This window comes from Antrihabitans auranticaus (genome assembly GCF_016481275.1).
In the GTDB taxonomy this organism is placed as follows: Bacteria; Actinomycetota; Actinomycetes; order Mycobacteriales; family Mycobacteriaceae; genus Antrihabitans.
Map to the genome: position 1 here is coordinate 1,504,503 of NZ_JAEMNW010000001.1, position 13,953 is coordinate 1,518,455.

10 protein-coding genes, 4 tRNA genes and 2 pseudogenes are annotated in these 13,953 nt (G+C 63.4%); 11 read left to right on the forward strand and 5 right to left on the reverse strand.

Annotated elements, in window-relative coordinates:
• Positions 1-14 precede the first annotated feature (14 nt).
• From JGU72_RS07000 to JGU72_RS07025, 6 genes and pseudogenes are all read left to right on the forward strand, one after another.
• The gene (locus JGU72_RS07000) at positions 15-1,790 is read left to right on the forward strand and encodes an FAD-dependent oxidoreductase (RefSeq protein ID WP_199682944.1); all 1,776 of its coding nucleotides are present in this window, start codon (positions 15-17) and stop codon (positions 1,788-1,790) included.
• A 2-nt stretch (positions 1,791-1,792) separates the two neighbouring features.
• Positions 1,793-2,731: a 3-carboxyethylcatechol 2,3-dioxygenase gene (locus JGU72_RS07005; RefSeq protein ID WP_199682945.1), complete on the forward strand. Its 939-nt coding sequence runs from the start codon at positions 1,793-1,795 to the stop codon at positions 2,729-2,731.
• 45 nt (positions 2,732-2,776) lie between these two features.
• Complete coding sequence (locus JGU72_RS07010) at positions 2,777-3,634, forward strand: alpha/beta fold hydrolase (RefSeq protein WP_199682946.1); 858 nt, start codon at positions 2,777-2,779, stop codon at positions 3,632-3,634.
• Between the two features lie 117 nt (positions 3,635-3,751).
• Positions 3,752-4,375 (forward strand): 2-keto-4-pentenoate hydratase, encoded by a 624-nt coding sequence (locus JGU72_RS07015; protein ID WP_307828326.1) that lies wholly within the window; start codon positions 3,752-3,754, stop codon positions 4,373-4,375.
• Positions 4,376-4,534: 159 nt separating this feature from the next.
• A pseudogene (locus JGU72_RS07020) lies at positions 4,535-4,663 on the forward strand (4-hydroxy-2-oxovalerate aldolase); the annotation flags it as partial.
• A gap of 77 nt (positions 4,664-4,740) precedes the next feature.
• Positions 4,741-5,428, forward strand: a pseudogene (locus JGU72_RS07025) (SDR family NAD(P)-dependent oxidoreductase); the annotation flags it as partial.
• 280 nt (positions 5,429-5,708) lie between these two features.
• Here the strand turns inward: JGU72_RS07025 and JGU72_RS07030 are convergent.
• The 5 genes from JGU72_RS07030 to JGU72_RS07050 all read right to left on the reverse strand — a co-directional run bounded on the left by JGU72_RS07030 (position 5,709) and on the right by JGU72_RS07050 (position 7,379).
• Positions 5,709-5,785 (reverse strand) — tRNA-Phe (locus tag JGU72_RS07030).
• Positions 5,786-5,841: 56 nt separating this feature from the next.
• Positions 5,842-5,915: transfer RNA gene (locus tag JGU72_RS07035), tRNA-Asp, on the reverse strand.
• 41 nt (positions 5,916-5,956) lie between these two features.
• Positions 5,957-6,029, reverse strand: a tRNA-Glu gene (locus JGU72_RS07040).
• Between the two features lie 93 nt (positions 6,030-6,122).
• On the reverse strand, positions 6,123-6,788 hold the full coding sequence (locus JGU72_RS07045; RefSeq protein WP_199682947.1) for a TetR/AcrR family transcriptional regulator: 666 nt from the start codon (positions 6,786-6,788) through the stop codon (positions 6,123-6,125).
• Between the two features lie 518 nt (positions 6,789-7,306).
• Positions 7,307-7,379 (reverse strand) — tRNA-Lys (locus JGU72_RS07050).
• A gap of 52 nt (positions 7,380-7,431) precedes the next feature.
• Between JGU72_RS07050 and JGU72_RS07055 the strand changes: the two genes are divergently transcribed.
• The 5 genes from JGU72_RS07055 (at position 7,432) to JGU72_RS07075 (ending at position 13,724) form a co-directional block, all read left to right on the forward strand.
• On the forward strand, positions 7,432-8,541 hold the full coding sequence (locus JGU72_RS07055) for a tyrosine-type recombinase/integrase (RefSeq protein ID WP_199682948.1): 1,110 nt from the start codon (positions 7,432-7,434) through the stop codon (positions 8,539-8,541).
• 208 nt (positions 8,542-8,749) lie between these two features.
• Positions 8,750-9,721 (forward strand): AAA family ATPase, encoded by a 972-nt coding sequence (locus tag JGU72_RS07060; protein WP_199682949.1) that lies wholly within the window; start codon positions 8,750-8,752, stop codon positions 9,719-9,721.
• Positions 9,722-9,994: 273 nt separating this feature from the next.
• Positions 9,995-11,350, forward strand: a complete 1,356-nt coding sequence (locus tag JGU72_RS07065; RefSeq protein ID WP_199682950.1) for a S8 family serine peptidase — start codon at positions 9,995-9,997, stop codon at positions 11,348-11,350.
• A complete protein-coding gene (locus JGU72_RS07070; protein WP_199682951.1) occupies positions 11,347-12,249 on the forward strand; it encodes a S8 family serine peptidase in 903 nt (300 codons plus the stop codon). The genes JGU72_RS07065 and JGU72_RS07070 overlap by 4 nt, the downstream gene beginning before the upstream one ends.
• An 842-nt stretch (positions 12,250-13,091) precedes the next feature.
• Positions 13,092-13,724: a PAS and ANTAR domain-containing protein gene (locus JGU72_RS07075; RefSeq protein ID WP_307828327.1), complete on the forward strand. Its 633-nt coding sequence runs from the start codon at positions 13,092-13,094 to the stop codon at positions 13,722-13,724.
• Positions 13,725-13,953: the final 229 nt, after the last annotated feature.

Here is a 13,953-nt window from a genome sequence, read left to right on the forward strand (position 1 = left end):
GAAGCGACACAACCATGAATGACTTCGACACCGACGTACTCGTCGTCGGAACCGGACCCACCGGATCCACCGCGGCCCTGGCTCTGGCCACCTACGGAGTTCGGGTTCACCTCGTCAGCAGATGGAACTGGCTGGCCAACACACCCCGCGCGCACATCACCAACCAGCGGGCCGTGGAGGTGCTGCGCGACCTCGGGATCGAGGAGGAAGCTAAGAAGTACGCCACCCCGTGGGAACTGATGGGCGACACGCTGTTCACCACCAGCCTGGCCGGCGACGAAATCGCCCGGGTCCGGACCTGGGGCACCGGCGACGACCGAGTCGGGGACTACATCAAAGGCAGCCCCTGCGGACTGCTCGACATCCCGCAGCTCTACCTCGAACCGGTCATCTTCAAGAACGCAGTCGCCCGCGGCGCGACCTACACCTTCAACACCGAATACCTCTCCCACGTCCAGGACGACACCGGTGTCACCGTCTCCGTCCGCGATCACCTGTTACAGCGCGACTACACAATCAGAGCCAAATACCTGATCGGAGCCGACGGAGCCCGCTCCCAAATCGCCGACGACATCGGTCTCGAAATCGAAGGGACGATGGGGCGGGCCGCCACCGCCTACGTCCTCTTCAACGCCGACCTCAGCCGATACGTCCAACACCGGCCGAGCATCCTGCACTGGATCATGGCCCCCGGCAGCAGCTTCGGCGAAATCGGCATGGGACTGCTACGCGCCATCCGGCCCTGGAACAAATGGATCGCCGGCTGGGGCTACGACATGGCCGACGGCGACCCGGACTTCGACCCGGCCGAGATCACCTCGAAGATCCGCACGCTGGTCGGTGACCCCGACCTCGAGATCGACATCGAAACCACCTCGACCTGGCAGGTCAACCAAGCCTGCGCCTCCCACTACTCGAAGGGGCGCGTGTTCTGCGGCGGCGACGCCGTGCACCGCCATCCACCCAGCAGCGGACTCGGCTCCAACACCTCCGTCCAGGACGCGTTCAACCTCGCCTGGAAACTCGCCTTCGTGCTCAAGGGCTACGCCGACCACGCGATGCTCGAGTCGTACTCACACGAACGCCAACCGGTCGGCCGCCAGATCGTGGCCCGCGCCAACCAATCTCGCGTCGACTACGGACCGATCAACGAATGCTTCCGCACCGAAGGCGCCGCCAACCCAATCGCGGCCGGGCTGGAGAAGCTACGCGACCCCAGCCCCCACGGCGTCGAGGTCCGCGACGCGCTCGGTCGCGCACTGGAACTGAAGAACTACGAGTTCAACGCCCAAGGCGTCGAACTGAACCAACGCTACGAATCCAGCGCAATAATCCCCGATCCCACTGCAGGACAAGAAGAGTGGGAACGCGACCGCCAACTCTACCTGCAAGCCACCACCCGCCCGGGCGCGAAACTGCCGCACACCTGGTTGGTCGACAGCAACGGTCTGCGCACCTCCACCCTCGACGTCACCGGCAAAGGACAGTTCACCTTGGTCACCGGCCTGGCCGGCACCGCCTGGGTCAACGCCGCCAACAAACTCGACCTGCCGTTCCTGCGCACCGTCGTGATCGGCGCCAAAGGCACCGAGGACCCCTACCGCAGTTGGCAACGGATCCGCGAAACTCACGAAGCCGGCGCCCTGCTCGTGCGTCCCGACGGATACATCGCGTGGCGGCACAGCCCGGCGATCTGGGATGACAACGACGCCTTCGAGCACCTGCAGACTGCGCTGGCCGCCGTCCTCGCCACGCCCGCCGACGCAGCGGTCACGCACGGAGGGAGCTGACAATGACTGTCGCACTGTGCACCATGTCGCACTCACCTCTGATGGGCCGAAACGACCCCGACGCAGCCGTCGTCGCCGAAGTCGACGCCGCCTTCGCCGACGCCAGAGCCTTCATCGCCGACTTCGCACCGGAACTGGTCGTCATCTTCGCGCCCGACCACTACAACGGCGTGTTCTACGACCTGTTGCCACCGTTCTGTATCGGCGCCGCCGCGCAATCGGTCGGTGACTACGGCACCCAGGCCGGTCCGCTCGACGTCGACCGCGACGCCGCCTATCAAATCGCGCGGACCGTGCTCGCCGCCGGTGTCGACACCGCGTTCTCCGAACGGATGCACGTCGATCACGGGTTCGCCCAGGCCTTGGAACTGCTGACCGGGTCGATCACCGCCCTGCCGACCGTCCCGATCTTCATCAACTCCGTCGGCGAGCCGCTCTGTCCGGTCAGTCGAATCCGCCTGCTCGGCAACGCAGTTGGCCACGTCGCCGCTGCGTTGGATCGCCGGGTGCTGCTCGTCGGATCCGGCGGGCTGTCCCACGATCCGCCGGTACCGCGCCTCGACACCGCTCCACCCCCGGTCCGTGAAACGCTCATCTCCGGTCGAAACCCGACGCCCGAGCAACGCGCAGCGCGCGAGCAACGCGTCATCGACGCTGGACGCGACTTCGCCGCCGGAGTCGCCACGATCCAACCGCTCAATACCGACTGGGACCGCAACCTGCTCACGGTCCTGGCGTCCGGCGACCTCGACCAGATCGACTCGTGGACCAACGACTGGTTCGTCGAACAAGCGGGGCACTCCTCGCACGAGGTCCGGACCTGGATCGCCGCGTATGCAGCACTCGCGACCCAAGGCCGTTACCGGGTGCGGTCGAGCTACTACCGCCCCATCCCCGAATGGATCGCCGGCTTCTCCATTACCACCGCGCTACCCGCATAACTGCGCGGATCACATAGCACCGCATATGTTTTGAAAGGAACTCCCATGACTCACGCACCCTCGGTGTGGACCTCGTTTCCAGGACTCGACCACACCGTCCGCCACGTCCAGGTCGGCCGCTGGAACACCCGCATCTTCGAAGCCGGAACGGGACCCGACACCGTCGTGCTGATGCCCGGCACCGGCGGCCACCTCGAGGCCTACACCCGCAACTTCGCCGACTTCGCCGCCCAGCACCGAGTTATCGCGTTCGACTACCCCGGCCACGGCTACACCACCCACGCCGAAAATGATCTGGAACTCGACGACTACGTCGAGCACCTCCTCGGACTTCTCGACACACTCCGCGTTGACAAAGCACACCTCAACGGCGAATCGCTCGGCGGCTGGGTGGCCGTCAAATTCGCTGCCGCACATCCCGGTCGGGTCGGCAAGCTGGTGCTCAACACCCCTGGCGGCACGATGTCGAGCCCCGAAGTCATGGCGAAGATCCGCGGCCTGTCCCAAGCCGCGGCCGACGACCCCAGTCCTGAACGCATCCGCGCAAGGCTGGAATGGTTGATGGCCGACAACGACAGTGTCACAGACGAACTCGTCGAAATCCGGCGCGGAATCTATTCGCAGCCCGGCTTCGCCGACTCGATGCGACACATCCTGTGCCTGCAAGATCCCGACATCAGACTGCGCAACCGCATCACCGACGACGAACTCGCCGCCGTCCCCAACGGAGCGTTGGTCATCTGGACCAGCAACGACCCCTCCGGGCCCGCCGGAGCCGGAATGGACATGGCCGAGAAAATTCCTGGCGGCCGATTCGAGCTGATCACCGACGCCGGGCACTGGCCACAGTGGGAACAAGCCGAGCACTTCAACAAGGTCGTGCTGTCGTTCCTCGCCGAATGACCTCGCCCGCCACCGGAATGACCACCAGATGACCACTCCAACAGTGGAATCCGCAATCGTCGTCGATGCGGCCGACCGCCTCGCGACCGCAGCCACACCGGACGCCCCTGCCCGCCGGTGATCGATCTGGGCGACCCCGACGACGTCGACACCACCTACCGGGTGCAAACCCACAACGTCACAGCGGCCGTCGATGCCGGTCGCCGCATCGTGGGCCGCAAGATCGGACTCACCCCACCGGCAGTACAACGACAACTCCGCGTCGACCAACCCGACTTCGGTGTGCTCTTCGCAGACATGGACTGCAGCAACGACGCTCGGGTCGAGCACGTACGACTGCTCCAGCCACGCATCGAAGCCGAGATCGCGTTCGTCCTCGCGCGCGATATCAATGCATTCATCACCGCCGATACCGCTTCGGATTTCGTCGATCGCATCGTCGCTGCGTTCGAGATTGTCGAGAGCCGCATCGAGGCATGGAACATCAGCCTCGCCGACACCGTGGCCGAGAACGCCTCCTCCGGCCTGTACGTGCTCGGCGGCTCGATACCCAGCACCGACGCACCCGACTTGTCCGCCATCGAAATGACCATGACCGAAAACGGCACCGATATCTCCCATGGTGTCGGATCGGATCGTCTCGGCAGCCCCTGGCACGCCCTGGCCTGGTTGGCCAACACCAGTCTGTCCTTCGGGTCGCCACTGCACGCCGGTGGCGTCGTGCTCTCCGGCGCACTCTGACCCATGGTGCCCGCCCGCAGCGCCACCTACACCGCCACCATCACCGGGGTCGGCGACGTCCGCGTCTCGTTCACCGCCTGAGAACAGAAAGCCACCACCATGCCCCGAACCAAAGTCGCCGTCAAACAGTACGGACTCGACACTCGAGACATCCTGCTCGCCGTCAAACAGTACGGACTCGACACTCGAGACATCCTGCTCGCCGTCGGACAGCGCGGACTCGTCGGCGGACAAGAAGACCTCATCACCGACGTCGCACTCGGCCTGCAAGCCGCCGCGAACCGGTGACCGAACTCGACGGTCACGTCGCCGTCGTGACCGGCGGCAGTCGCGGAATCGGCGGGGCCATCGTGCGAGCACTCAGCGCGGCCGGCGCAACCGTCATCGTGCACTCCCGCGTCGACAGCGTTGCCGCACGCACGCTCACACGCGAGCTCAGCGACGCACCCGGGCACGCCGTCAATGTGTTCGCCGATCTCGCCGACTCGGATGGGCCAGCTCGTCTGTGGCAGCAATTTGACCGTGCCACAGAAGGACTCGGGCTGCCCCAAGAACTGGACGTGCTAGTGAACAACGCCGGCATCAACGCCCCCCGGAACGATCGAGACACTCTCTCCACCAGACTTCGACCGGCTCACCGCAGTCAACCAGCGAGCACCGTTCTTCGTCACACAGCACGCCCTGCCCAAGATCCGTGACGGCGGGCGCATCATCAACATCTCCTCTGGATCCGCCCGCTATGCCCGGCCCGACATCGTCGGCTACGCCATGACGAAAGGGGCGATCGACGTTTTCACCCGAACCCTCGCAGCCCACGTGGGCGACCGCGGGATAACCGTCAACGCTATCGCTCCCGGACTGGTCGACACCGACATGAACGCCCACCTGCTCCGAGGGCAGCACTCCGCCGCCGATTCCGCAGCGGCCACCACAGCCCTGCAGTCGCTCGCGACGGTCGAAGACATCGCAGACATCGCTTGTTTCCTCGCGAGCCCACGCTCGCAAAGCATCACCGGACAAACGATCGACGCAACACTCGGAAACCGGCTCTGAAGGCGACGCGGCCATTGCCGCGTTGGCCGAGGCCAATGTATCTCGGATCGCATGTCTCGCGACGATCGCAAGGCCGAAGTGTTGCGGCCGTTCGATCAGGTAGCCCCACCGTCGATACGCCAGCCACACCGGACGGAAGTTGTAATTGGTAGGCCAATCGTCGACGACCTTCCGCTCAACGACAAGCCGTTCACTCGCGGCGGATACTGGCGGATACTTCGCGGATTCTGATGCCTTCGATGCCGAACAAGATCGAACAATTGGGGACCTACGGAAATTCTGGTGGCCAGGGCCGGGATCGAACCGGCGACCTTCCGCTTTTCAGGCGGACGCTCGTACCAACTGAGCTACCTGGCCGGACGGCACCGGAACTTCAATGCCAATCGCGTCTGCGGTGTCACCCGCAAATATTGCGACCCTGACGGGACTCGAACCCGCGACCTCCGCCGTGACAGGGCGGCGCGCTAACCAACTGCGCCACAGGGCCTTGCATCTATCTTTGTAGCAGGTCTAACACTGGCCTAACCGTACCCCCTACGGGATTCGAACCCGCGCTACCGCCTTGAAAGGGCGGCGTCCTAGGCCGCTAGACGAAGGGGGCCCGTCGGATTGCTCCAGACCAGTACCCCAACGGCGTTCCGTTGGGAGCTGGGATAGCTTAGGACAGATTCGCCCGATTTCCCAAACCGCGTAGTCAGAGGCCTGAATTGACGTCGTCGAGGCTTGCTTGCGTCTGCCAGCCGGAGGCGCGCCAGCTTGCCAACCACTCGGGTGACGCCATCGCTTCGAGCACCACTTCGTAGGCCTCCTCGAACCGCCGGCGGAGGTCGGCGTGCTCGGATAGGAGGTCGGCCATGTACCGCTGGCCGGCGAGTATGGCGGAGAGGGTGCGCATGAACTTCACACAGTCCGCGTCCGCTCTGAAGAGTCCTTCGCTTTTTGCGCGCTCGGCGAGCGCGAATGCCGTCTGCCCCCATACTTTGCCGCCGCCAGTCTGGACTTCTTGGTAGAAGTCGGGCTCGATGATCAGCCGGAACTCGGCCTGAACGATCACGTCGGTCTGGAATCGCAGCGCGAGCTCGTCGATCATGCCGTGCAGAATCTCGAAGGGGTCGAGTTCGGTTCGGGCAGCCCATCGCTGGGTGGTCTCCGCATACCGCTCGAGCGCGGTTTCCATGACCGCGCGCGCAAGGTCTTCCTTCGAATCGAAATGGAAGTACATCGCACCCTTGGTGGCGTGCGAGCCTTCGAGAATCCGGTTCAGCGACGCAGCCGCGTAACCACTTTTGCCGAACTCGATTGCGGCTGATCCAATGATCGCCGCCCGGGTACGGCGGGCCCTCTCTTGCTGCCGTGCCATGCGCCCTCGTCTCCGAAGCAGATGCCGTCAACGTCGCCGAAAACCGCGCCGCCGTCGCATCTTGTGGTGTTTTCCCGACACACTCAAAGGGTATAGGTTCTGTTTCCGGAAAGCTGGTCGGTTCTCACGAAACCACAGAAAACACACCGGGTGGTATAGTTCTGATCGCTCGGGTGCGCTGCAGGGGGTGCGCACCCGAGCGAAACTTTGTATCGGGACTCCTGCTTTCTGGGCGCTGCTCGCGTGTCGGCACGAACAATAGCGGCACGGACCCTGCGCCGGAAGGCCAGTGAGACCCTATTTCTGGGGGCAGGCCGCAGGCCGGACGAAACGACACGCCAACACGGCAAAAGTGGGTGGTGTTCTGCTCTCGATTTCGGCACATTAGACTTGCCGACCGCGCCCCTTTAGCTCAGTTGGTAGAGCTACGGACTTTTAATCCGAGGGTTCTGGCGCATCTACCAGTGGGAACGTTAGAATCGTGGGGCAAATGTGGGGCACGTAGCCCCAAAGATGAGTGCCCCCAGCAGGACTCGAACCTGCGACCTGCTGATTAAAAGTCAGTAGCTCTACCAACTGAGCTATAGGGGCTCGGCTGGTTAGCTTACCCGACGCCCTTTGGGCACCACGGGAGGGGGAAGCGATGGCGTGGGCCGAGAAGTTGCCGTCCGGTAAGTACCGCGGGATGTATCGCGACGCCGACGGCGCAAAGCGCAGTGCCGGCACCTTCGGACGAAAAGACGAAGCTGTGCGCCAAGCTGGCGCGAAGGAGGTCAACGAGCGCGGGTCCCCCACTCCCCGCGAGGCCAGGACCGTGACGTGGGGCGAGTGGGAACCACGATGGGAGGGTATGCGCCTTGTTGTGGCAAGCACGGAGCGCTCGGACAAGGGCCGGCTACGTGACCACGTGCGACCCCGCTGGAAGAACGAGCCACTGCGGTCAATCACCGGGGACGATGTCCAGCGCTGGGTCGCCGCCCTAGCGGACAGCGGCATGGCTCCCTCGACAGTGGCCAAGTGCTACTACCTTCTGAGCTCTTCGATGAAGGCCGCACTGCAAGCGAAGCTGATCCCGACAAACCCGTGCAGCGGAATAAAGCTCCCGAAGGCTGGCCCTATGCCCGAACGGTTCCTCGACGCCGACGAGGTGTCGGCGATCGAAGCGTCTCTGGACGGGTTCGACGCGTTTGTCGTCAAGCTGTTGCTCGGTAGCGGCATCCGGCTCGGCGAAGCAATGGGCCTGCACTGGCAAAGCGTCGACCTCAAGCGCAAAGAACTCACAGTCGAATGGGCCTACGACCCCGTGGCTCAGTTGATGAAGACGCCCAAGGACCACGAGCGCCGAACGATCCCGGTCGGCGAGACCTTGGCAGGCTTACTGAACGCCAGGCTCAACAAAGGTGGCGTTGGCCGGCCGGCGGCGCCGCCTGTCGAGTACCCGAGGAACGCCCGTGTCCACTCAGGTCTTGTTCTGGCGCATACACAGGGCCGGCCGTTCGATCCTAGTAACCTCAGACATCGATTCGAGGCATCCGTGCGGATCGCCTATGTCGGAGTCGGCAAGAAGCGGCACCAGATCGGGCATGTCCGGTTGCACGACTTGCGGCATACGTACGCGAGCCGACTTCTGGAGGCTGGTGTGCCGATTGAAGAGGTCTCGCGGCTGCTCGGGCACGCATCAATCACAACGACCATGCGATACGCACATCGCGCTAGGTCACAATGGGACAACGTACGGTCGGCGTTGGGTTGATCCATCCGTTTAATCGATCCTTGTCCGACATATGCAGGATTCGAGCATGCGGCATACCCGGACAATCCGATTTTCAGCGAATAGCCTCAGCTGGAGTCCTGCTGGCTGGTGCGCCCAAACCGCACTAGGTTGATCCTGGCGTGGGGTCAGTGCCCACTCGGTCAGAGTCTGCAACGATGATGACGCAAGCAACCGACGAGGAGGAAAGATGGCACGCGCCGACCTACTCCTTGCTCTCGTGAAGTCTGGAGCGGGTGGGGACGAACTGGCATTTCGTCGCGCCGCCGAGGCTCTCATCGCCGAGGAGGAGGGCAAGAAGCACGGTGTTTTGGCCTCCCAGCTCGCCGACGCCCTCACCCGGCGCTCCCGCTCAGGATCAAACGTCGCCCCGCTAGCCCGCAACGAGGCCGCCTCCGCGCTGTTCTACGAGCTGGAGCCCGAGCGACGCACCACCGACCTCGTGCTGCCGTCGACCGTACGAGCTGCAATCAGTGAACTCGTCGAGGAACACCATCGTCGCGACCTTCTACGCAGTCACGGCGTCGAGCCTCGCCACCGCGTTCTACTCAGCGGTCCGCCCGGCGGCGGTAAGACGTCACTGGCCGAGGCCGTTGCATCCGAACTAGCCGTTCCTCTCCTCACCGTCCGCTACGAAGGCTTGATCGGCAGCTTCCTCGGTGAGACGGCCTCGCGCCTGGACACGCTCTTCGCCGCGGTCCGTATCCGTCCCTGCTTGCTCTTCTTCGATGAGTTCGACACCATCGCCAAAGAGCGAGGCGACACCCACGAAACCGGCGAGATCAAACGGGTCGTGAGTTCTCTACTTCTCCAGGCAGACCGACTCCCGTCGCACGTAGTTGTCGTCGCCGCCACCAATCACGCTGAGTTGCTAGACCGCGCGGTTTGGCGTCGTATGCAGGTACGACTAGAGCTACCCCAGCCGACCCGGGCCGCCAAGATCGAGTTCTTAAGCGCCTGGGCTAGCCGCAATAACGTCGACTTCGGACTCAGTCCTCGCAGCATCGCCGACCGTCTGGGTAGCGTCAGCTTCGCCGAGCTGGAGGACTTCGTTCTCGACCTTCAGCGACGCTCCATCCTGTCGGGACCCGAACCTCATCCCACCGAAGTGACGCAATTGGTACTGAAGCACTGGTCTACGCGCGCCAACCCCGACGGCTAGATGGCAAGTCGTGATAGTGCCGCCTCGACAGCACGACCCGTAATTCTTGGTGCCGTCAGCACAGCGCAGGCCACCACCTTGCCTCAAGGGCGCATCGGCGGCAAAGTCCGATTTCCGTCCCTAGACGCGAGGCGCCAGCGCCTCGAAGATCGCTTCGTCGCGGCGTCCGACGCCTTCCAGACCCAGATCCAGCTCGCCGAATCACTCCCGGCCGCAGACCCTCAACTCGTGCTCGTACTCGAGGCCAGAGACGAGCGCCTCGACCTGACCAGCGTGGCCAAGAAACTCAACATCGAGTTACTGACCGAGACAGAGTCCAGCGCCGCGGCTGACGACGAGTTCGAGATGATCAACACCAAAGCAGCGCCGGTCATATCCAGCACCCTCCATGCCGTTTGCCTCAATCAGAAGGCAATGCACGAGCTGCTCGGGCTTTGGCGAGCATGGAAGGCCGACCAGAAACTCGGCCACGGCTACGCCAAGATGCGCGACCTGTTTCTGCATCTCAAAGACGTACGACCATGGGGACCACAGGACCGACTCAAGCTGACCAACTGGGACGACCATTTCGCCGGACAGCTTCCCGGCAGCAAACGGTCCGTCGACATCGAGTTGTGGTTCCGTGGCTCGACCGCAACCCGTACTGCGGCGGAAGCCCAAGTTACGGCTCTCGTCAGCCAGGCCGGGGGCGCCGTTCTTAACCGTGTCATCAACGAAGACATCGGATATCACGGTCTGAAGTGCGACCTTCCCATCGAGGTAGTCGAGGTTCTGGCTCGGGGTAACCTCGACACCATTCAGCTAGTTAAATCCGCGAACGTCATGTACCTCCGCGTCACCGGCCAGGTGATAGCTCAGCCGAGCTCCGACACCGCCGAGGAAGCGAGCTCCACGGCCGCCATGCCGACCGGCTCGCCGGTTGTGTGCCTTTTCGACGGACTCCCGGCCACTAATCACCCGCTCTTGGAAGACCGCGTCAATGTCTATGACCCCGACGACCTCACCGCCGGCTACAACGTCGACGAGCGCCGACACGGAACTTGGATGACGTCAGCAGTGGTGTGGGGCGACCGAAGCGAATCACCCGACCTCGCCGCCGCCCGGCCGGTCATGGTTCGCCCCATACTGGTCCCCTCGCCGGAGACACTCCAGCGCATCGAAGAGCTGCCCCTGCTGGACCTTGCCCCGGACCTGATGCGCGGGGCATTTCGCGACCTGTTCGAACCAGGCCCGACTGGCACCGCTCCCGCTGGTGCTGACATCGCCATCATCAATCTCTCCGTTGGCGACCCCGCCACGCCCTTCGACAGCATCGTCTCATCGTGGGCACGGATGATTGACTGGCTGAGCTATGAGTACGGGGTCCTTGTCGTCGTCTCGGCCGGGAACCACCTGAGCCTGAACCTCAGCCCGATGAACAGCACTGACTTCGTTGCCCTCCTGGGCGAAGACCGCCGAAGAGCCATGCTCGATGCGCTCGATCGGCACCAAATCGATCGCCGCCTCATTGCACCGGCCGAGTCGATCAACGCCATCACCGTCGGCGCCCTGCACGCTGACTCCTCCGGCATCGAACCCCGGCCTATCAGGAAGACCCTGCCGATGGCCTTACGAGCGTCAGCCCCGTGACATCAATCGGCTCTGGCTACCGTCGAAGCATCAAGCCCGATCTCGCTGCACCCGGCGGTCGTGCCATGTTCGTGCCGGCCGCCCAGCCCAGCAGTGTCATAAACTTTGGCACGGCTCCCGCCCGTGGCCCGGGTGTCAAAGTCGCGTCCACCACGATCGGCCGCGAGACCTACACAGTGGGGACGAGCGTGGCGACTGCTCTCGTCACGCGCCGAGCAGCCGCTCTCTACGACCTCGTCGAGCAAGTTACTGACGGCGCCGCCATCACACGCCGCCAGCGCGCGGCCGCGATCAAAGCGCTCCTCGTCCACGGGACCGATTCATTCCGAGAACTCGCCGCGCCTAATACCCACATCCCTCTCGAGCGCATGGTCGGAAACGGACTCGTCGTCCGCAACCTCGCTGAAGGCTGCGCCACCAACGAGGCAGTGCTGCTCTTTCTGGGACAGCTAGGCGCAGGCCAAGAGCAGGAGCTGACCGTTCCGCTACCCGACGGCCTCAGCGTGCTGGAAACCAAGCGGATCGACGCTTCGCTGGCGTGGCTGTCCCCTATCAATTGGCGACATCGCCAATACCGGCGTGCCGCCCTTTCGTTCACGAAACCCGCCGGGGCCATACCTGCTCTCAAAACGCCCGTCGGCTTACCGATCGATACAGCCAAGGCCGGAGCTGCCACCGTCCAGCACCTGTCGTGGGAAACCCGCAGCGCCTTCGGGTCCGGCCGGGGATCGTCCATCACTGTCAAGGTCAAGTGTCTCGAACAAGCTGGTGGCCTCGACGGATCGACCATCGACTATGCCGCCGTTGTCTCGCTATGGGTCGCTCCGTCTGTCGGTGTCGACGTCTACACGCAGGTACGCGATCAGGTCCAGTCGCGCGTGGGAATCCGCTCTAACTGACGGCCCGACCAACCACACCTACCGGATCGGCTCTATACCGCTAGGACCAGGCATCGGCGCGACGCCGCCGAGCGCCGCAAGATCTCCCGGCAACTCCGTCATCGACTACCCGACTTCGAGCGTTTGAACTGCATCGCGTTTCGTCAGAATATGCTGGCTCTCAACTGCAACTGCAACTGCAACTGCGGCTCGGCTCGGCTACAGTGGTTCGCTATACGACGTTGTGACATCAGAACGATTCCGAAGCCAATTCGACTTACCCGCAAGGGTTTCCGGTATCTTACCGCCCAGATTTGGCGGCTGCCCGTCCACCACGGCCCCGACATGGAGAGTCCTCATCTGGCAGAATGCATCAACCATGTTGCAGCACAATATAATTCATCCACCGAGCCATTGTCCGCACCGATTGCACCGATCGGTTCGCTGGAACACCGAGGATCCTGATCGGCCGGCCGTGACCGTTACGTTTCGCCGAAGACCCCGAGTTCGTACCCGCAGAACACTCAGATGCGATCCACCGCTGGTTGATTCGGCGGTGCAAAACGAGCCTGGCACCCGACATCGATCATTTCACTGGTTCAATCCCAGTATCGCGCACCACAGTCAGACCAGGTCAGGCCCCCTTTCGAGGGGGCCTTTCTTGTTGGCGTGGGGTAATCATGGGGTAGCGGAAAATCGAGCGACCAACACGCTCCGCACGGAAGGACGTCGAACACCAGGCCCGAACTGCTGCCTCGACTTCGTCAACCCAGCGCGGCACACACCGCAGTCGACTTCGATTCAACGGATGCGATCTGCCGAAGCGCGACAGGTGCCGCCACGAGTGCGGTAGAACTCTGGACGTGAACCCCAGAGATTCCGACGCCGACGGCGGCGAACCGCTGCGCGTAGGAAGCTTCAAGTTCTACCTCGACGACCGAAGATGGGAATGGTCCGACGCGGTCGCCCGGATGCACGGCTACTCCCCCGGCACAGTCACTCCGACCACCGAATTGCTGCTGCACCACAAACACCCCGACGACAAGTCCACCGTCGCCGCCCTCTTCAACGAAGTCACACGCAACGGTGCGCCATTCAGCAGTCGGCATCGCATAATCGACACTGATGGCCGGACTCGCCGAGTCATCGTGGTCGGCGACCGAGCCGTCGACTCCGCGGGACAGATAGTCGGCACAGGCGGCTTCTACATCGACGTCACCGACTCCCAACGGGCCGACGAGCAAGCCGTCATGGACTCAGTGGTGCACGAATTCACCGAATCTCGCGCCACCATCGAGCGCGCCAAAGGCGTCCTCATGCTCGCCTACGGAATCAACGCCGAGCGCGCGTTCGACGTGCTGGTGTGGCGATCACAAGATGCCAACATCAAGCTGCGCGAACTCGCTCATCAACTCCTGCACGCAATTACCGACGTAGAGCTTCCTGTCACCGTGCGCGAGCAGATCGATCACCTACTGCTCACGCTGCCGCACTAAACTGTCCTGACGAACTCAGGCAGCTGGATTCGCCACATCCGCTGGGACAGCAATACTGCACACCGAGGTACGCATCGCCCTCGCCGGTCAGCACTCGAAAGCCACGCAGGCAAATGCACTCCCCGTGCATTGTTGCCGTCACCGGCACATCAGCGCGAATCGTGACAGCGCATGACGGACATAACGCGACCTCGGAAGCAGCGGCAGCGCCCACGATTCTGCACTCACG